The organism is Glaciibacter sp. 2TAF33, assembly GCF_052114945.1.
In the GTDB taxonomy this organism is placed as follows: domain Bacteria; phylum Actinomycetota; class Actinomycetes; order Actinomycetales; family Microbacteriaceae; genus Cryobacterium.
The window spans coordinates 319,403-337,744 of record NZ_JBFRFS010000005.1 but is presented as its reverse complement, the minus strand read 5'-3'; the positions used below and the strand labels follow the sequence as shown (position 1 = coordinate 337,744).

The 18,342-nt window shown below is 69.3% G+C and carries 16 protein-coding genes; 7 read left to right on the top strand and 9 right to left on the bottom strand.

What is annotated here, in order from left to right; genetic code table 11:
- Positions 1 to 78 precede the first annotated feature (78 nt).
- From AB4Y94_RS07020 to AB4Y94_RS07010, 3 genes are all read left to right on the top strand, one after another.
- Positions 79 to 1,503 (top strand): glutamyl-tRNA reductase, encoded by a 1,425-nt coding sequence (locus AB4Y94_RS07020; protein ID WP_441726621.1) that lies wholly within the window; start codon positions 79 to 81, stop codon positions 1,501 to 1,503.
- A 69-nt stretch (positions 1,504 to 1,572) separates the two neighbouring features.
- Positions 1,573 to 2,205, top strand: coding sequence for a GNAT family N-acetyltransferase (locus AB4Y94_RS07015; RefSeq protein ID WP_441726618.1), 633 nt, complete (start codon positions 1,573 to 1,575; stop codon positions 2,203 to 2,205).
- 5 nt (positions 2,206 to 2,210) lie between these two features.
- Positions 2,211 to 3,314, top strand: coding sequence for an alcohol dehydrogenase catalytic domain-containing protein (locus tag AB4Y94_RS07010; RefSeq protein ID WP_441726707.1), 1,104 nt, complete (start codon positions 2,211 to 2,213; stop codon positions 3,312 to 3,314).
- On the opposite strand, the gene AB4Y94_RS07005 is transcribed toward AB4Y94_RS07010, so the two are convergent.
- From AB4Y94_RS07005 to AB4Y94_RS06965, 9 genes are all read right to left on the bottom strand, one after another.
- Positions 3,278 to 4,519, bottom strand: a complete 1,242-nt coding sequence (locus AB4Y94_RS07005; RefSeq protein ID WP_441726615.1) for an MFS transporter — start codon at positions 4,517 to 4,519, stop codon at positions 3,278 to 3,280. The genes AB4Y94_RS07010 and AB4Y94_RS07005 overlap by 37 nt on opposite strands.
- A 31-nt stretch (positions 4,520 to 4,550) precedes the next feature.
- Complete coding sequence (locus tag AB4Y94_RS07000; RefSeq protein ID WP_441726612.1) at positions 4,551 to 5,936, bottom strand: glycine--tRNA ligase; 1,386 nt, start codon at positions 5,934 to 5,936, stop codon at positions 4,551 to 4,553.
- 214 nt (positions 5,937 to 6,150) lie between these two features.
- Positions 6,151 to 6,492 (bottom strand): DUF5655 domain-containing protein, encoded by a 342-nt coding sequence (locus AB4Y94_RS06995; protein WP_441726610.1) that lies wholly within the window; start codon positions 6,490 to 6,492, stop codon positions 6,151 to 6,153.
- A 127-nt stretch (positions 6,493 to 6,619) separates the two neighbouring features.
- A complete protein-coding gene (locus AB4Y94_RS06990) occupies positions 6,620 to 7,522 on the bottom strand; it encodes a serine hydrolase (protein ID WP_441726607.1) in 903 nt (300 codons plus the stop codon).
- A 102-nt stretch (positions 7,523 to 7,624) separates the two neighbouring features.
- Complete coding sequence (locus tag AB4Y94_RS06985; protein ID WP_441726604.1) at positions 7,625 to 9,589, bottom strand: M13 family metallopeptidase; 1,965 nt, start codon at positions 9,587 to 9,589, stop codon at positions 7,625 to 7,627.
- Positions 9,590 to 9,626: 37 nt separating this feature from the next.
- Entirely contained in the window at positions 9,627 to 10,094 is a 468-nt protein-coding gene (locus AB4Y94_RS06980; RefSeq protein WP_441726601.1) for a GbsR/MarR family transcriptional regulator, read from the bottom strand.
- Between the two features lie 37 nt (positions 10,095 to 10,131).
- Positions 10,132 to 11,745 (bottom strand): ABC transporter permease, encoded by a 1,614-nt coding sequence (locus AB4Y94_RS06975; RefSeq protein ID WP_441726598.1) that lies wholly within the window; start codon positions 11,743 to 11,745, stop codon positions 10,132 to 10,134.
- Entirely contained in the window at positions 11,742 to 12,776 is a 1,035-nt protein-coding gene (locus AB4Y94_RS06970; protein ID WP_441726595.1) for an ATP-binding cassette domain-containing protein, read from the bottom strand. The genes AB4Y94_RS06975 and AB4Y94_RS06970 overlap by 4 nt, the downstream gene beginning before the upstream one ends.
- A gap of 169 nt (positions 12,777 to 12,945) precedes the next feature.
- Complete coding sequence (locus AB4Y94_RS06965; RefSeq protein ID WP_441726593.1) at positions 12,946 to 14,100, bottom strand: serine hydrolase domain-containing protein; 1,155 nt, start codon at positions 14,098 to 14,100, stop codon at positions 12,946 to 12,948.
- Between the two features lie 14 nt (positions 14,101 to 14,114).
- Between AB4Y94_RS06965 and AB4Y94_RS06960 the strand changes: the two genes are divergently transcribed.
- The 4 genes from AB4Y94_RS06960 to AB4Y94_RS06945 all read left to right on the top strand — a co-directional run bounded on the left by AB4Y94_RS06960 (position 14,115) and on the right by AB4Y94_RS06945 (position 18,336).
- Positions 14,115 to 15,467 carry an MATE family efflux transporter gene (locus AB4Y94_RS06960; protein WP_441726591.1) on the top strand — a complete coding sequence of 451 codons (1,353 nt, stop codon included), beginning with the start codon at positions 14,115 to 14,117 and terminating at the stop codon, positions 15,465 to 15,467.
- Positions 15,468 to 15,570: 103 nt separating this feature from the next.
- Positions 15,571 to 16,863 carry an MFS transporter gene (locus AB4Y94_RS06955; RefSeq protein WP_441726588.1) on the top strand — a complete coding sequence of 431 codons (1,293 nt, stop codon included), beginning with the start codon at positions 15,571 to 15,573 and terminating at the stop codon, positions 16,861 to 16,863.
- Between the two features lie 17 nt (positions 16,864 to 16,880).
- Positions 16,881 to 17,576 carry an endonuclease NucS gene (nucS, locus tag AB4Y94_RS06950; RefSeq protein ID WP_441726585.1) on the top strand — a complete coding sequence of 232 codons (696 nt, stop codon included), beginning with the start codon at positions 16,881 to 16,883 and terminating at the stop codon, positions 17,574 to 17,576.
- Positions 17,577 to 17,667: 91 nt separating this feature from the next.
- Positions 17,668 to 18,336 (top strand): HAD hydrolase-like protein, encoded by a 669-nt coding sequence (locus AB4Y94_RS06945; protein ID WP_441726582.1) that lies wholly within the window; start codon positions 17,668 to 17,670, stop codon positions 18,334 to 18,336.
- Positions 18,337 to 18,342 lie beyond the last annotated feature (6 nt).

Genomic DNA, 18,342 nt, shown 5'->3' with positions numbered 1-18,342 from the left:
TTCTGCCAAAGATCTCACGATAGCGATCGCGCAGGGCGCCGATTCGGGTCCTGCCACTACAGGCCGTAGAATCAACCGGTGCTGATTTGTTTGTCCGCGAGTCACAAGAACTCCAGTTTCGACGTACTGGAGAAGTTGTCTGTCGGCGCACACAGCACGGCAACCGGGATGCTCGAGCGTCACGGCGCCCTGAGCGGTGCGGTCGTCGTCGCCACCTGCAACCGCTTCGAGGCCTATCTCGACCTCGATGAGCCCTTCGGCGTGTCCCCGATCCCCGCAGTGAACGCCGTCATCGACGCCGTCAGTGCGAGCACCGGCGTCACGGCGGACACCCTGCGCGACACCCTCGACCTGGTGCACGGCAACGGCGTTGCCGAGCACCTGTTCGCCGTCACCAGCGGGCTCGAGTCCGTGGTGGTCGGCGAAGGCGAGATCGCCGGCCAGGTGCGCCGCGCGCTGGAAGCGGCCCGGGCAGCCGGAACCACGAGCCCTGAACTCGAGCGACTGTTCCAACGCGCCTCCCAGACCTCCCGCGGCGTCAAGAACCGTACCGGCATCGGCTCCGCCGGCCGCTCGCTCGTACGCCTCGCGCTCGAACTCGCCGAGAGCCGGGTGACCGACTGGGCCCAGACCCGGGTGCTGCTGGTGGGAACGGGCCGCTACGCCGGCGCATCGCTCGCCGCCCTCCGGGATCGCGGCGCGGAAGACGTGCGCGTGTACTCGCCGAGCGGGCGTGGCCTGAAGTTCGCCGCCTCCCACGGCATCACCGCCGTCGGCGACACCGATTTCGCCCGTGAGGCCGCCCTGGCCGACCTCATCGTGACCTGCACCACCGTCGAGGGCCACGTGATCGACGCGAGCCTGCTGGAGGCCGGGCGCGCCAACCTCGCGACCGGGTCCGGGATCGCTGCGGCACACGCCGGCCAGGCGCACACCGACCAGACTGGTGCGGCGCATCCGCTGTGCCCGGTCCGCCCGACCCCGAATGAACCGGCCGCCGCCTCGCGCCAGCTCGTCATCGACCTCGGCCTGCCCCGCAACGTCGACCCCGAGGTGGCATCCGTTGCCGGCGTGGAACTGCTCGACCTGGAGACGGTGCGACTGCACGCCCCGCTCGAAGAGTTGAACGCCACCAGCGACGCCCGCCAGCTCGTGGGCAAGGCGGCCCGCAAGTTCAGCGCCGTCGCCGAGGAGCAGAGCCTTGCGCCGGCGGTCGTCGCCCTCCGCACCCACGTCTTCGGGCTGCTCGACTCCGAGATCGAGCGCGCCCGCAAGCGCGGCGACGATGACGGCCAGACCGAATCCGCCCTGCGGCACCTGGTCGGCGTGTTGCTGCACACCCCGATGGTGCGCTCCCGCGAACTCGCGCGGGACGGCGAACACGAGGCCTACCTCCGCGGGCTCGACGCCCTCTTCGGCCTCAAGGTGGAACTGCCCGCGTCGAACGTTGCGATCGCCGCCCGGGCAACGGATGCCGGCGGCTCCGGTCCCACTGCCTCCTAGTCCACAGACCCGGTGCCGGCCACGCCGTTCCGGCAGCTGTGTTCCAGCGCCGCCGGATAGGGTGGCGGCATGGAAGAGACCTTGCCGCCCACCGGCCTCACCACACTGCCGTTCACCGCGCATCCGTTCCGAACTGACCGGCTGCTGCTCCGCCCGCTGACCGAAGCGGACACCAATGACGTGTTCGCCTACCAGTCCCGCCCCGACGTGGTGGGATTCCTGCCCTGGCCGCTGCGCACGCTGGAGGAGTCGAGGGAGCACACCGTCAAGCGGGCCGGCCTCACCCGGCTCGAAAAGGACGACGACGCCCTGATCTTCGCGATGGAACTCGTGGGTAGCACGGCCGACGAAACTGACGGACGAGGCCCGGTGATCGGCGACCTCACCGTGATCCTCTCCAGCGCCGAGAACGCCCAGGTCGAAATCGGCTGGGTCCTGCATCCGGATTACCAGAAACAGGGCTACGCGAGCGAAGCGGCGCGGGCCCTGCTCGACCTCGTGTTCGAGGAGATCGGCGCGCACCGGGTGACCGCCCGCGTGAGCCCGGAGAACGTGCCGTCCGTCGCCCTGTGCAGCCGTCTCGGGATGCGCCTCGAGGCGCATTTCGAGGAGTGCGAGATCTTCAAGGGCGAGTGGAGCGACCTGGCGATCTACGCGCTCCTGAGGCGCGAGTGGACACCGGGCCCCTGGCCGGGCTGGTAAAGCGGATGCGAGCCGTCTACTTCGACGAGTTCGGTGCGCTCCCCGATGTGCGCGAGGTCGACGACCCGGTGCCGAGCGCCGGCGGCGTGGTAGTGGCCGTCGAGGCCACCGGTCTCTGCCGGAGTGACTGGCATGGATGGCAGGGCCACGACTCAGGCATCCCGCTGCCGCACGTGCCGGGCCACGAACTCGTCGGCGTCATCGACGCGGTCGGGCCCGACGTTCGCCGGTTCCGGGTGGGCCAGCGGGTCACGGTGCCGTTCGTCTGCGCCTGCGGGGACTGCCCGGAGTGCGCGAGCGGCAACGCGCAGGTCTGCCGCAACCAGACCCAGCCCGGCTTCACTCACTGGGGGTCGTACGCCGAACGGGTCGCACTGCACCACGCCGATGTCAACCTCATCGCCGTGCCGGACGACCTCGACGCCGGCGCCGCCGCGCTCCTCGGCTGCCGTTTCGCCACCTCATACCGCGGTCTGGTGCACCAGGCCGCGGTGCAGCCCGGCGAGACGCTGGTCGTGGTCGGCTGCGGCGGGGTGGGCCTCAGCGCGGTCATGATCGGCCGGGCGCTCGCTGCAACGGTGGTCGCTGTCGATATCAGCGCCGACGCGCTCGACGCCGCGCGGCGGGCCGGGGCCTCGCACACGCTCAACTCGGCCGGCCTGGCCGACGACGAGGTGGTTCGACGCCTGGTCGAGCTGACCGACGGCGGGGCCCAGGTCAGCATGGACGCGCTCGGCCGGGAGCAGACGGTGGCCATCGGCATCCGCTCGCTGGCCACGCGCGGTCGCCATGTACAGGTCGGCCTGCTGGCTGCCGACCCGCGGCTGCCGCTCGGCGCCGTGATCGCGAAGGAGCTGACCGTGTTCGGCAGCCACGGGATGGCCGCCGCCGACTACCCGGAGCTGCTCGCGATGGTGCTCGACGGGCGACTGCGCCCACAGGACCTGGTCAGCCGACGCATCACGCTGGACGAGGCGCCGGCGGCCCTGGTCGCGATGTCCGCCAACGGGACGGCGGTCGCGCCCGCCGGTGTCACCCTCATCGAGGTCCAGCCCGACGCCGGTGCCCTGCGTCAGCCCGCGGCGGCGAGGCGTCGCGTGCGCGCGTAAACCAGCATGGCGACGGCGAGTACGGCGAGGAGCAGGGCGCTGAGCCCGACCGCCCACTGCACGCCGATCAGGGTGCCGAGGACACCGATGGTCAGGCCGCTCCCGGCGCGGAGGCCCATGCTCGACATGCCGTAAAGGCCGAGCACCCGGCCGCGGATTGCTGCCGGCGCGTCGAGTTGCACGATCGTCTGCTCGGTCGAGGTGGAGACCAGGCTGGCGATGCCCCCGATGAAGAGCATCAGCAACGAGAACAGGTAGTTGCCCGACAACGCGAAGGCCAGGGTCGCCACGGCGAAGACGATGGTGGCGACGATGGCCACCCGGACTGTCGGCCGGAACCAGCGGGCGGACTCCAGCAGCACACCGCCGATCACCGCCCCCACCGCGCTCGCGCCCATCAAGGCGGCGTAGGCGAACCCGGCGTTGCCCTCGCCGAGGCGGGCCGCGAACTCCGGCATCAGCGGCGCCAGGGCCACGCCGATCAACAGCGAGGTGGCGCCGGCGAGTGCGATCATCATGACCAGGTTCGGAATGGAGCGCACCTCCCGCACCGCGGAGAAGGCGTCCCGCATCGCCACCCGGACCCGTGGCGCCGCACCGTCGCGCGTGTGCCCGGTGAACCGGGTGACGAACATGAACAGGAACATCGGCACGAATGCCAGCACGTTGATGAAGATGCCGATGTCCGGGCCCGCCGTCACCAGCAGCACCGCGCCGACCAGCGGACCGAGCAGCATGCCGAGGCTCCGCCCGGTGGAGTTCAACCGCACCGCGCTCGGCAGGTTATCCGGCGACGCGAAGTCGTGCAGCAGCATCTGCTCGGCCGGGTGCCAGGTGGCGCTGGCCAGCCCGTGCAGCACCAGCAGCACGCAGCAGTGCCAGGGCTGGAGCGTGCCGGTGACGAACAATACGCCCCAGCCGACGGAGACCGCCATGAATGTCGCCTGCGCGGCCTGGATGATCCGCCGACAGTCGTAACGGTCGGCCAGGCTGCCGAACCAGACCGAGAGAAAGAGGTGCGGCAGCCAGTGGCTGACCACGGCGAACCCGGCCAGCAGCGGCGAGTGGAACATCTGCCACATCACCCAGTAGGTGATGACGTGCTCGATGTTGTCGCCCATCATCCCGAGCATCCCGAACCCGATGTAGGTGCGAGTGGGCTTGTCGCGGAGGCCCGCGAACCGGACGGATGCCGGGGCTGTCACCGCGGCATCCGTCGCCGAACCGGGCGGTGCGTCACGCGCCGCGCAGGCGTTCGGCCAGGTAGGGGTACAGGGCGTCGAGGGGGATCCGCTCCTGCGCCATGGTGTCGCGGTCGCGCACGGTCACTGCCTGGTCGTCCAGTGAGTCGAAGTCGACGGTGACGCAGTATGGGGTGCCGATCTCGTCCTGCCGGCGGTACCGGCGGCCGATCGCGCCGGCGTCGTCGAAGTCGACGTTCCACGACTCGCGGAGCTTCGCCGCGAGTTCGCGTGCCATCGGCGAGAGGGCCTCGTTGCGCGACAGCGGCAGGATCGCGACCTTGACCGGGGCCAGCCGCGGGTCGAGCCTGAGCACGGTGCGCTTGTCGACGCCGCCCTTGGCGTTGGGCACTTCCTCTTCGTCGTACGCGTCGACCAGGAACGCCATCAGTGAACGGGTGAGGCCGGCGGCCGGCTCGATCACGTACGGGATCCAGCGCTCGTTCTTGGTCTGGTCGAAGTAGGAGAGGTCCTTACCGGATGCCTCGGAGTGCGTTCTGAGGTCGAAGTCGGTGCGGTTCGCAACACCCTCCAGCTCGCCGAACTCGCTGCCGGTGAAACCGAAGCGGTACTCGATGTCGACGGTGCGCTTGGAGTAGTGCGAGAGCTTCTCGGCGGGGTGCTCGAAGAACCGCAGGTTCTCCGGCTTGATGCCGAGGCCGGTGTACCAGTTCATCCGCTGCTCGAGCCAGTACTCGTGCCAGGTCTCGTCGGTGCCGGGCTCGACGAAGAATTCCATCTCCATCTGCTCGAATTCGCGGGTGCGGAAGATGAAGTTGCCCGGCGTGATCTCGTTGCGGAAGCTCTTACCGATCTGGCCGATGCCGAAAGGCGGCTTCATGCGCGCCGCCTGCAGCACGTTGGCGAAATTCACGAAGATGCCCTGCGCGGTCTCCGGGCGCAGGTAGTGCAGGCCGGACTCCTCCTCGACCGGGCCGAGGTAGGTCTTCAGCAGGCCGGAAAAGGCGCGCGGCTCGGTCCAGGTGTGCCGGTTGCCGCAGTTCGGGCAGGCGATGTCGTCCAGGCCGTTCTCGGGGGCGCGGCCCTTCTTCTCCTCGAACTCCTCCTCGAGGTGGTCGGCGCGGAAGCGGTGGTGACAGTTCGTGCACTCCACCAGCGGGTCGCTGAAGACCTCGACGTGGCCCGAGGCTTCCCATACCTGGCGCGGCAGGATCACCGAGGAGTCGAGGCCGACGACGTCGTCGCGGCTGGTGACCATGAAACGCCACCACTGGCGCTTGATGTTCTCCTTGAGCTCGGTGCCGAGGGGCCCGTAGTCCCAGGCCGAACGAGACCCGCCGTAGATTTCACCCGCCTGGAAGACGAACCCGCGGTGGCGGGCGAGGGCGATGACTGAGTCGAGACGGCTGGGTGCGGCCACGGTGGCTCCAATGGTCGAGGGATAGGCGAAATGCCCGGATGGCGGTCTTGCCATTTTAGGCGCTAGCCGGGAGGGACCCGAATCCGGGCGTCCCGCCCCGGAACGCCGAGAACGCAGTTGTTGGGTTTAAGAGCGCCTCATAAGCCCAACAACTGCGTTTTCGGCGAAGAGGAGTGGGGGTCAGTGCGCGTATTCGAGCAGGTCGAGGCCGCTCTCAGACGGTGAGGGCGTACGCCTCCGACAACCAGCCGAGCAGTTCGGCGTCGACCTCCGCGGCATCCGTCACCAGCAGTTCGTTATGGCATCTCGCTCGGGAAATCTGCTCGGACGAGCGGATGCGCTCACTCGCGATCGGCGCGCTGGTCACGATGTTCAACAGTAGCCCACTACTCCGGGGGTGGACGCCGAGGAAGGCGCGTCCGTGCGTCACGTGCAGCGATGTCTGCTTCTCCTCGACCTCGAATTCACCGAGCGCGCCGACGGCGGCGAGGAGTGCCGTGTACACCGCAAGCGCCGCCGGGTCACTCCGGATGCGGTCGATCGCCATCGCAGCCATGCCTCAATGCTCCCACGCCTGCGTTCCCCCCGCCTTCCCCCGCCTTCCCGCGCCGAGAACGCACTTGTTGGGTCTAAGAGCGCCTCATAAGCCCAACAACTGCGTTTTCGGCGAAGAGGAGTGGAGGTCAGTGCACGTATTCGAGCAGGTCGAGGCCCACCGCGCGCATGCCGTCGAGCACGGCGAGGCGCGACGAGAGCAGGGTGTCGGCGAAGTGCATCGAGACCGCGTAGACGACGCCGGCCCGCGGCCCGCGCAACACGCCGACTTCGCTCCGCACGCCGGCATCCGTGCCGGTCTTGTTCACCAGGAGCAGTCCGTGGTCGCTTTGGCGGTGGGCCAGCGGATCGAGGCCGAACGCGCCGGCAACCATGGACAGGTCGGCGTTGAGCGAAAGCCAGGCGAGGACACGCTCGCTGGTCTCGGCATCGACGACCTCCCCGCGGGCCAGCGCGGTGAACAGCCAGGTCAGCTCCTTGGCACTGCCGACGGACAGCTGCGGGGCGTCGTCTGGACCGCGGTGGTCGCGCACCAGGTCGAGGAGCGCGGTGCGGGTGAGTCCGAGCTGTTCGGTGCGGGCGCGGACGGAGTCGAGGCCCACCGCACGGATCAGGACATTGGTGGCCAGGTTGTCGCTGGTCCCACCGACCAGGGCGGCGAGGTCCGCGACCGGGAGCGAGGGCGCCTGCAGGTGCTGCCAGATGCCGGATTCGCCCACCGAATCCGAGACGGTGCGGTCCAGGATGGTCAGAGCGCCGAGGTCCGCCGCGCGCAGCTTGGCCGCCACCTCGACCAGGAGCAGCACCTTGCCGATGCTCGCCGTTGGCATCACGACGTGGTCGTCGACGGAGAACAGCACCCGCCCGCTGGCCAGGTCCGTCGCCCGCGCGGAAACCTGCACCCCGTCCATCGCAAGGTCGCCGAGGGCCCGGAATCCGCGACCGAAGTTCTCGCTCGACTCGGCGCCGGTGTGCCTGCCACGTTGGGCGGAGGAATGCCGGGCGCGTCGTGATGATTCCTGTGTTGGCATGACCGCTGCTGGAGGTCCTTCGATCGGGTCGGGTGGCGTACCGCTCACCCTAACTCACGGCGACCGCTGGCCTGGTACGAACGAACGGATGCCGTCACCCGGCTACCAGATGGTGACGCGCTTGCCCGGCTCCAGCCACAACGCATCCGACGGTGTCACCGTGAACGAGTCATAGAAGGCGTCGATGTTGCTCACGATCTGGTTGCACCGGAACTCGTTCGGCGAGTGCGGGTCGATCGCCAGCAGGCGGATCGCCTCTTCGTCGCGAAGCTTCATCTGCCAGGCCTGCGCCCAGGAGAGGAAGAACCGCCGAGCGCCGGTGAACCCATCGATCACCGGCGGCTCCGCGCCATCGAGGGAGAGCAGGTACGCCTTCCACGCGATCGACAGGCCGCCGAGGTCGCCGATGTTCTCGCCGATCGTGAGCGCACCGTTGACGTGGTGATCGGGGACCTGTTTGGGCGCAAGGGCGTCGTATTGCTCGATCAGCGACTTCGTGCGTTCTTCGAACGCGGCCCGGTCGGCCTCGGTCCACCAGTCGGTGAGGCGGCCGTCGCCGTCGTACTTCGAGCCCTGGTCGTCGAACCCGTGCCCGATCTCGTGCCCGATCACGGCACCGATCGCGCCGTAATTGGCCGCGGCGTCGCGGTTCTCGTCGAAGAACGGCGCCTGCAGGATCGCGGCCGGGAACACGATCTCGTTGAAGCCGGGGTTGTAATAGGCGTTGATGGTCTGCGGCGTCATGAACCACTCGTCCCGGTCGAGCGGCTTGCCGATCTTGCCCAGCTCCCGCTGGAACTCGAATTCGCTGGTCGCCCGCACGTTGCCGACCAGGTTGCCCGGGTCGATCGACAGGGTCCCGTAGTCACGCCACTTCACCGGGTAGCCGATCTTGGGAGTGAACTTGTCGAGTTTCTCGAGGGCCCGCGCCCTCGTCTCCGCAGTCATCCAGTCGAGCGCCCTGATCGACTCCCGATACGCCTCCACCAGGTGGCCGACGAGCACATCCATGCTCTCCTTGGCGCTCGGCTTGAAGTGCCGCTCTACATAGACCTTGCCGACAGCCTCGCCGAGTGAACCCTCGACCAGCGAGACGGCGCGCTTCCAGCGATCGCGCAGTTGCGGGGTGCCGGTGAGGGTGCGGCCGTAGAAATCGAAGTTGGCCTCGACGAAGTCGCTGGAGAGGTAGGCGGCACTCGAGCGGATGATCTGCCAGCGCAGCCAGTCCCGCCAGGCGTCCAGGCGTGGTGCGGTCAGCATCGCGGCCAGGCCGGTGAGGAAGCTCGGCTCCCGCACCACGACCTCCTCGAACGCGCCGACCGGGGCGCCGAGGCCGGACAGCCAGAGGTCGAGGTCGGCACCGGCGGCGAGCGCCGAGACCTGGCCCCAGGTCTTCAGGTTGTAGGTCTTCTGGCTGTCGCGGGTGGCGACGTTGTCCCAGTGGTGTGACGCCAGGTCGGTTTCGAGGGTGAACACGCGCTTTGCCCGTTGCGCGGCGTCCGCGTAGCCGGCGAGCCGGAACATCCGCTCAATGAACGCTGCGTACGCCTCACGTACCGAGGGGAACGTGTCGTCGCGGTAATACGACTCGTCGGGGAGGCCCAGCCCACCCTGTTCGACGAAGACGAGGTAACGCTCGGGGTTGCCCGGGTCGTTGTCGACATAGAGCTGGAATGTGCCGGAGACGCCCGCGCGCTCCAGCCGGCCGAGGGCGCCCAGGAGCGCCGGGACCGATGTGATCTGGTCGACGGATGCGAGGTCGGCCTCGATCGGCGTCGCCTCCAGCTCCTCGGCCCGGGCTTCGTCCATGAAGCTCGCGTAGAGGTCGCCGATCTTGCGCTGCTCGGTTCCTGGCTCGGCCGATTGCGCGTCGATGATGATCTCGCGCACGGCCCTCTCCGCCTCCTCGGCGAGCAGGTAGAACGAGCCCCACCGCGCCTTGTCGGCGGGGATCTCGGTTCGGGCGATCCACTGGCCGTTCACATGCCGGAACAGGTCGTCCTGCGGGCGCACCGCCGGGTCCAGTTCATCGGTGTCGATTCCAGATGCCAGAGCGAGGTCAGTCATGCCCCAACCCTATTCGGTGTTGCGGGGATCATCGCGGTCAGGCGTTCCGCTGGCCCTCCCACTCGTCGAGGAGTTCGGGCAGCCGCCGCTGCATGAAGCGGAAGAAGTCAGCCATCTCACGGATGCGTGCCGCCGACGGGGAGTCGGTGTCGTCGATGGACTCCGCGGCCGCCTCAGCCAGCTGGGCCATCGGCAGGTAGAAGGTGTCGGCCTGCACCGAGGCGGTGTACCAGACGTCGTCCGGCAGTTCATAGCGGTCGCGCCGGCTGCCGGACTGTGCGACCCGCCGCACCATCGAGAGCCCGCGCAGGTACTGGGCCGCGCCGGAGATCGCGGCGGCGCTCACGCCCAGCCGGTCCTGCAATTCCTGGGAGGTGAGGCCGCCGTCCTCCGACGTCATCAGCGCCATCAACACGCGGGCGGGCATGCGTTGCAGCCCCGCGGCGATCAGGAGCGACGCCATCCGCTCTGCGAAGTCACCCAGTTCCAGCCGCTGGTCTGCCATTGCCTCAGTCTCCCATCCGCGAACCGCGGCCATCGAGTCAGCCGGTGGCGACGTCTCGGCGGCGCACCATCGCTGCGGCGAGCACCACGGCCAGGATGGAGATCGCGATCATCCACCAGGCCCCGGACCACTCCGCGTTCGGTAGTGGAACGGTGGGGGTGTGGGTGGAGGGCGACAGGTTCCGCAGCCAGTCCGGCAGTTTCATCAGGCCGCCGAACTCACCGAACACGGCACCGAGGGCCAGGAACGCCCAGCCCACCCCGATGGTGGCCCGCGGTGCCAGCGCGAACACCAGGCCGAGCACGCCCAGGTAAGCGAGCACGGCCGGCAGCTGCACCAGCGCGGCGCCGACACTCTGGCCGAACAAGGCCGGGTCGGACTGCGCGAGCATGGCGCCGGTGAGGAGCCCGGAGGCGAGCAGGATAACGACTGAGGCGAGCCCGCCCACGACCAGGTAGCCGGAGAACCAGCGGAGACGCCCCACCCGGGTCGCCAGGACCGCCTCGGCCGTTCCGAGGGCCTCCTCCTGCCGCAACCGCATGACGCATTGCATGGCGCAGCCGGCGACGATGAGGCCCACGATGCCCATCATCGCGACGATGAACACCGATGTCAGGTTGCCGGTGCCGCCGGGCACGATCGAGCGCACCGCGTTGCCGACCTGCGGGTCCTTCGCCACCGCGCCGAGCGCACTGGGCCCCAGGGAACCGGCCAGCAGGGCGGTAGCCAGGGCTCCCACTCCCCAGCCCAGAACGGATGCCCGCTGCAAGCGCCAGGCCAGTCCGAGCGGTCCGCGGAGCGCAATGGACGCACTCCGGCGCCCCGCCCGGGCGGCGACGAGACCCTCGCCGTTGTCGCGTACCGACTGCAGCGCCAGTGTCACCCCGAACAGCACCGCTCCGAGGACCGGACCGAGAATCATCGGCCACCAGAGGTTCTCCTCGAACGGGCTGGTGCGCTGGGCCCAGCCGATCGGGGAGAGCCAGCTGGGCCATCCGCTGGTCATAGTGAATTCGCTGCTGGACGTGGCGGTGGCGTCCCCGATTCCGCGGACGAAATAGGCCAGTGCGACGAACATCGCGGCCCAGCCGTTGGCCGCCCGCGACGTGGAGAACGCCTGCGCGCACACGAAGCCGACACCGAGGAAGGCGATGCCGGTGGTGCCGAGGGCGAGCGCGAACACCAGGGAGCCGCCGGCCGGGAGCCCACCGATGAGGCAGGCGAGGACGGAGACGACGGTGATCACGACGTTCACGATCACGCCCCAGATGGCGGTGGCGATCGTGGGCAGCGTGCGACCGGCACTGGTGGCGGCGACCATTTCGGCGCGGCCGTTCTCCTCGTCGGCGCGGGTGTGCCGCACCACCAGGAAGGTGCTCATCAGGCCGATCAACAGCCCCATGAAGGCCATGATCTCGAAGGTGAAGAGTGCGCCGATGCTGGTTCCGTGCGGGGTGCCGCGCACGACGAGGATCGCCGGGTTGGTGGCGGCGAACCGCATCACCGCCTCCCGGCTCGACACCGTGCCGTAGGTGGAATGCATGGCTGCGGCCGTGAACAACAGCAGCAGCCCGAACGCGACCACCCAGGAGACAAGCTGCCAACGGTCCCGGCGCATCCGGATCCGCAGCAGGACGGGGAGGGCGCTCACCGTGCCGTCGCCTCCTCCACGCGTCGCTCGCTGTCTGCGATCTCGTCGCCATAGTGCCGCAGGAAGAGTTCCTCCAGTGAGGGCGGCGCCACGGTCAGGCCCGCGACGCCGAGCGCGCCCAGTTGCGGAAGCACGGCATTGATGTCGTCGCTGTCGACGGTGAAGGTGAGCCGGCCGGCGTCGGCCGCCACGTCGTGGGCCTCGGGAATCGCGGCCAGGGCGGCGCGCAGTCCGGTGGTCCCGCCCTCCGTCACGGAGAAGGCGGTGCGGGTGAGGTGCCGGAGCTCGGACAGCGTGCCGGTCTCGACGGTCTTACCCGAGCGGATGATCGTGACCCGGTCGCAGAGCCGCTCCACCTCCGACAGGATGTGGCTGGAGAGCAACACGGTGGCACCGGATGCCGCGAGCCGGGTGATCTCGTGGCTGAACACGGCCTCCATCACCGGGTCCAGGCCGCTGGTGGGTTCGTCGAGGATGTACAACTCGGCGGGCGTGGCGAACGCCGCGATCAGGGCGACTTTCTGCCGGTTGCCCTTGGAATAGGTGCGGGCCTTATTGGCCGGCTCGAATTGGAATGCCTCGGCCAACTCGGCGCGGCGAGTGCGGTAGTCGGTGCTCGTGGGGTCGGCGCCGCGGAGGCGCGCGATCAGGTCGATGGCCTCGCCGCCGGAGAGGTTCGGCCAGAGGCTGACGTCCCCCGGCACGTAGGCGATGCGCCCGTGCAGGGCGACGGCGTCGTTCCACGGGTCACGCCCGAACACGGTGGCGCTGCCGCCGCTGGAGCGGGCCAGTCCGAGGAGGATGCGGATTGTGGTGGACTTGCCGGAGCCGTTCGGCCCCAGGAACCCGTGCACTTCACCCGAGCGCACCGAAAGGTCCAGGCCGTCGAGGGCCTGGACGGCGCCGAAACGCTTCTGCAATGACCGGGTCTCGATGACGATCGCCGGGGATGATGCGGTCGGCGTGGCGGGCGCGGCGTGGGCCCCCAGATGCTCGCCCACACGGCGGTCAGCCGTTGGATCTGTACTCATGCGCGACACATTACGCCGAATTTCACGGTTTTGTGAAACTTTCTAATTCGGCAGGCCGCCCTCCCTTTTTCTCCCTCGCGCTGCGGTTTTGTGCACACGCTGAGGGCAGGCCATCCGCGCGTGGAAGAATCCTCAGCGCGTGCGGCAATAACGGGCAGTCCCGCGGGTGTCAGCGGGCGGTGTCGTCCAGGATCGCGGCGAGCTTCCGGAACATCGCCGCCGGCAGATCGCGGTCCTTCGGCGACCCGTTCAGCAGGATCGCGATCGTTCGCTGCCGCGCCCTGTCGTTCATCACCAGCGTCGAGTAGCCGAGGCCATAGCCGGTGTGCCCCCACCAGCCGTCGATCTCGCCGATACCCAGACCGTAACTGTCGTAGTCCGGGGAGCCGGGGTCGTCCGCGGTCGCCGACGCGGCATCCGTTCGCGCTTTCTGCAGTTCCGGCGTGAGCAGCTCACCGGAGCCGAGCGCCTGCCCCCAGCGGTCGAGGTCGGTCAGTGACCCGGCCAGGCCGCCGGCCGCTCCGTACCGGCTCGCCACCGGGTTCTGCACCGCGGTGGGAACGCCGTCGACGATCCGATAACCGGATGCCGAGGGTGACGGAATGCGGCCAGCCCCTGGGTACGACACCGATGTCAGGTGCAGCGGCCCGGTGATGCGCTCCGCCACAGCCGCGGCCCAGTCCGTGCCGGTGATCACCTGGATGACCTGGCCGAGCACCACGGTGTTGGTGCTCGAGTACTCGTACCGTGCCCCAGGGATGAAGTGCGACTCCTCCGCGAAGGCGAAGCCGAGCAGTTCGCCATCGGTGAAGGTATGGGCGGGGTCGGCCTTGACCGCGGCCCGGTAGGCCGGGGTCGCTGAATAGTTCGGCAGCCCGGAGCGCATGCCGGCCAGCTCGCGCAGCGTGATGCGGTCGCCGCCGGGCACAGCGGGAACCCATTTCGCCACCGGGTCGTCCAGTTTGAGGAGGTCGGCGCCGGCGAGCTGCAGAATGACCGTGACCACCATCGACGTGGTGATGCCGCGGTACGAGAATCGGTCCCGCGAGGCGATCGGAGCGCCGGTCGTGGTGTCGCTGACGCCGGTCAGCGACACCCAGGGCTCACCGCCGGCGTCGACGATGACGGCCGCCCCCGGCACCCGGGACTTCTCGAGCGCCTCGTCGATCACAGCCTGGAACCGGCCGCGCTGGTCGGCTCGCGGGGTGGTCACCGAGGTGTCCGACGAATGGGACGAGGCTTCGGGCGCGCACCCGGCGAGCGCCGCAAGGGCGCAGGTCGCGATGCAGGCCACGACGCTCAGGCTCAGGGTCCGCAGGCGCATGGGGGACAGTCTGGTTGGAAAGTAGAGTCGAGACCATCAGAACATTCAGTCGAAAACCCATCGACCGCGAGATCCTGCGGCTCGCAGTCCCCGCTTTGGGGGCACTGATTGCCGAACCGCTCTTCCTCCTGGCCGACTCGGCGCTGGTCGGCCACCTGGGCGAAACGCCCCTGGCCGGCCTCGGGCTGGCCAGTGCGGTCCTGCAGACGATGATCGGGCTGATGGTGTTCCTCGCCTACAGCACGACCCCGGCGGTGGCCCGGTGGCTGGGGGTCGGCGACCGCCGCGCGGCGGTGTCGGTGGGCGTCGACGGACTGTGGCTCGCGTTGGCGCTCGGGATCGCCCTGGCAGCGGCCGGGGCCCTCGCGACGCCGGCACTGGTCGGCGCCTTCGGAGCCGAAGCTGATGTGGCCGAGGCCGCCGCGACCTACCTCGGCATCTCGATGGCCGGCCTGCCGGCTATGCTGCTCGTCTTCGCCGCCACCGGTCTCCTCCGCGGCCTGCAAGACACCCGCACCCCGCTTGTCGTCGCTGGGTTCGGCTTCGCCGCGAACATCGTGCTGAACCTGTGGTTCATCTACGGGTTCGGACTCGGCATCGCCGGCTCGGCCCTCGGCACCGTCGTGGCCCAGTGGGGAATGGTTGCCGTGTACCTGGTCGTGGTCGTGCGCCAGGCGCGGCGGGAAGGCGCGGGCCTCCGTCCGCACCGGGCGGGAATACTGCTCGGTGCGGCATCCGGTGGCTGGTTGTTCGTGCGCACGGTGAGCCTTCGTGCGGCAATCCTGCTCGCGGTGTTCGTGGCCACCCGGCTCGGTTCCCCGGAGCTTGCCGCCTTCCAGATCGCGATGACACTGTTCTCCACCCTGGCCTTCGCTCTCGACGCCCTCGCCATCGCGGCCCAGGCCCTGGTCGGCCGGGGCCTGGGCGCGAGCAACGTCGCCCAGGTGCGCGCGGTGCTGGCGCGCTGCCTGGAATGGGGAGTCCTGGGCGGCGGTGTGCTCGGCATCGTCGTCATCGCGGTCAGCGGCGTGCTGGGCGCCCTCTTCACCGGTTCGGAGGCGGTGACGTCGATCCTCCCGCCCACCCTGGTCGTGCTCGGGCTCTCGGTGCCGCTCGGCGGCGTGGTCTTCGTGCTCGACGGGGTACTGATCGGCGCCGGCGACGCCCGCTACCTCGCGCTCACCGGGCTGCTGAACTTCCTCGCCTTCGCGCCATTGGCCGTCGCCGTGCTGGTCTGGGCGCCGCCCGGCGCACCGGGGCTCGCCCTGCTGATGGCCGCCTTCACGTTCGGGTTCCTCGGTGCCAGGGCCGTGACCCTCGGCCTCCGGGCCCGCTCCACCAGGTGGATGGTCACGGGCATCCGCTAGCCGTTGCGGCCCGTGATTGGTGCGTCATTCGACTAGCGTTGCAGCAGCGAAACGGATGCCCCGGGTCGCTCACACCGCTCTCTCACCCCTGTCAGGACCGCTCGTGACGCAAGCCACCGCCCGCCCACTGATCGCCTGGCGGAACGCGGTCTTCGCCGTCTTCTTCGTCAGCGGCCTCGAAACCGCCAGCTGGGTGGCCCGGGTGCCGGCGGTGCGTGACGGGCTGGACCTCCGGCTCGACGAGGTTGGCATCGTGATCTTCGGCCTCTCCGCCGGATCGGTGCTCGGACTGATCGCCGCAACGGGTATGCTTGCCCGCTTTGGCGCCCGCCACGCCATGGTCGTGAGCCTCTCCATCTCGGCGGTGGGCCTGACCGGTGTGGGCATCGGCACGAACGTCCTCGGCTCGACTGCCGCTGTCTTCGCCGGGCTGGCCCTGCTCGGATTCGGGATGGGTTCCGTCGACGTGATGATGAACGTCGAGGGCGCCACCGCGGAACGGGAGATCGGCAAGACCCTGATGCCACTGATGCATGCCTGCTTCAGCCTGGGGACCGTGGTCGGCGCGCTCCTCGGCGCCGGCGCTTCCGCCCTGCAGGTGCCAGTGGCCTGGCACCTCGCCGCGATCGCGGTGCTCTCGCTGGCCAGTGTGATCATCGCCGTCCGGTTCATCCCGCACCGACCGGAGCTCGGCGACGACTCCGGGTCCATCGACGTGAGCGGAATCCCGACCGAAACGGCCACCGAAGCGCGCACGGGCTCGACCTGGCGCAGCAGGCTGCGCGAGAACCTCGCCGTCTGGGCTGACCTGAACGTGCTGCTGATCGGGCTGATCGTGCTCGGCATGACCTTCGCGGAAGGTTCGGCCAACGACTGGCTCGCACTGGCCGCTGTCGACGGACACGGCCTGAGCAACACCGAGGGCGCCGTGGTATTCGGTGTCTTCGTCGCCGCGATGACGGTCGGCCGCGTGGTCGGCGGCCCGATCATCGACCGGTTCGGCCGTGTCCTGGTGCTCCGCGCCTGCTCGGTGCTCGGTGTCGTCGGCCTGCTGCTGTTCATCCTGGCTCCGACCATCTGGCTGCTGACGATCGGCATCGTGCTCTGGGGGTTGGGCGCATCGCTCGGCTTCCCGGTGGGCATGTCCGCCGCTGCCGACGACCCGAAGCGCGCCGCGGCGCGGGTGAGCGTCGTCGCCATCATCGGCTACTTCGCGTTCCTGGTCGGCCCGCCGGTGCTCGGCGTGCTCGGCCAGCACATCGGCATCCTGAACGCCCTCTACGTGATCCTGGGCCTGATGGTGCTCGCCGGCCTCGCCGCGCCCGCCGCCCGGGAGCGCAGCCGCGCACGCACGGGTCGGCGCATTCCCGCCGAGCGCGAACCCCGGTCGCCCTGACCGGTTAAACTCGACCGGTGCGCCTCGTAATTGCCAAATGCTCAGTCGACTATGCCGGGCGACTCAGCGCCCACCTCCCCCTGGCCACGCGCCTCCTGATGATCAAGTCAGACGGCAGCGTCCTGGTGCACTCCGACGGTGGCTCATACAAGCCGCTCAACTGGATGAGCCCGCCCTGCGTCCTGTCGGTGCATGAGCCGGACGACGACCAGGCGGATGCCGGCATCACGACCGTCTGGAAGGTCACCCACGGCAAGACCGCCGACCAGCTCATCGTGAGCGTGTACGACGTGCTGCACGACTCCGCCCACGATCTAGGGATCGATCCCGGCCTGATCAAGGACGGGGTGGAAGCGCACCTGCAGAAACTGCTGGCCGAGAACATCCACCTGCTCGGCGACGGCCACACGCTGGTACGCCGCGAGTACATGACGGCGATCGGTCCGGTTGACATCCTGGCCCGCGATTCCGGCGGCGCCTCCGTCGCGGTCGAGCTGAAGCGCCGCGGTGACATCGACGGGGTGGAGCAGCTCACCCGCTACCTGGAATTGATGAACCGCGACCCGCACCTGGCGCCGGTCTCCGGGGTCTTCGCCGCACAGGAGATCAAGCCACAGGCTCGTACGCTCGCCGAGGACCGTGGCATCCGCTGCCTCGTGCTCGATTACGACGCGATGCGCGGCCTCGACGACACCCATTCGCGGCTGTTCTAGGCGCTCCGGCGGGCCGCCGGCGCGGGCCCTGGCCCCCCCCGAACGGGTCAACCTGAACGGGTTCACACATTCGCCGCCTAGGATATTGCGAGTGAATCCCACCTTGACGCGCACCTGGAGCGCCATCCTCTTCGACCTCGACGGAACCATCACTGATTCCGCCCCGGCCATCACCAGTTCCCTCGCCCGTACCTTCGCCACCCTGGGCCGTCCCGTTCCGCCTGCGGCGGAGCTCCTCGCCTATGTCGGGCCGCCGCTTCTGGCCGCGTTCCGCGAGTACGCCGGCATGACCCCCGCTGAGGCGGACGAAGCGCTGAAGGTGTACCGCACCGACTACCAGGGCCCCGCCTCCCTCGACACCGCGGTGTACCCGGGAGTGGCCGGTCTGCTGGAGCGGATCCACCAGGCCGGCATCCCGCTGGCACTGGCCACGAGCAAGCCGGAGACCAACGCGATCAAGATCCTCGAGCACTTCGAACTGGCCCAGTACTTCACAGTGATGGTCGGTGCCTCGGAGGACGAGACCCGCAGCGCCAAGGCCGACATCGTCGCCGAGGCGCTGGTGCGCCTGCGGGCCGCCGGTGCCGACGTGAGCTCGCCGGTCATGGTCGGCGACCGCGGCTACGACGCCGAGGGCGCGGCAGCCAATGGCGTGCCGGCGATCCTGGTCGAGTGGGGCTACGGCTCTCCGGCCGAGGCGACCGCGGCGACCGCGGTCGTGCACTCGTCCGACCAGTTGGCCCGGCTGCTGCTCGGCTGACCACTC

Excerpts from the sequence above, each read along its gene's own strand:
- AB4Y94_RS07015 (WP_441726618.1), top strand. The coding sequence starts at position 1,573 with ATGGAAGAGACCTTGCCGCCCACCGGCCTCACCACACTGCCGTTCACC.
- AB4Y94_RS07010 (WP_441726707.1), top strand. The coding sequence starts at position 2,211 with ATGCGAGCCGTCTACTTCGACGAGTTCGGTGCGCTCCCCGATGTGCGC.
- AB4Y94_RS06995 (WP_441726610.1), bottom strand. The coding sequence starts at position 6,492 with ATGGCTGCGATGGCGATCGACCGCATCCGGAGTGACCCGGCGGCGCTT.
- AB4Y94_RS06990 (WP_441726607.1), bottom strand. The coding sequence starts at position 7,522 with ATGCCAACACAGGAATCATCACGACGCGCCCGGCATTCCTCCGCCCAA.
- AB4Y94_RS06985 (WP_441726604.1), bottom strand. The coding sequence starts at position 9,589 with ATGACTGACCTCGCTCTGGCATCTGGAATCGACACCGATGAACTGGAC.
- AB4Y94_RS06980 (WP_441726601.1), bottom strand. The coding sequence starts at position 10,094 with ATGGCAGACCAGCGGCTGGAACTGGGTGACTTCGCAGAGCGGATGGCG.
- AB4Y94_RS06970 (WP_441726595.1), bottom strand. The coding sequence starts at position 12,776 with ATGAGTACAGATCCAACGGCTGACCGCCGTGTGGGCGAGCATCTGGGG.
- AB4Y94_RS06965 (WP_441726593.1), bottom strand. The coding sequence starts at position 14,100 with ATGCGCCTGCGGACCCTGAGCCTGAGCGTCGTGGCCTGCATCGCGACC.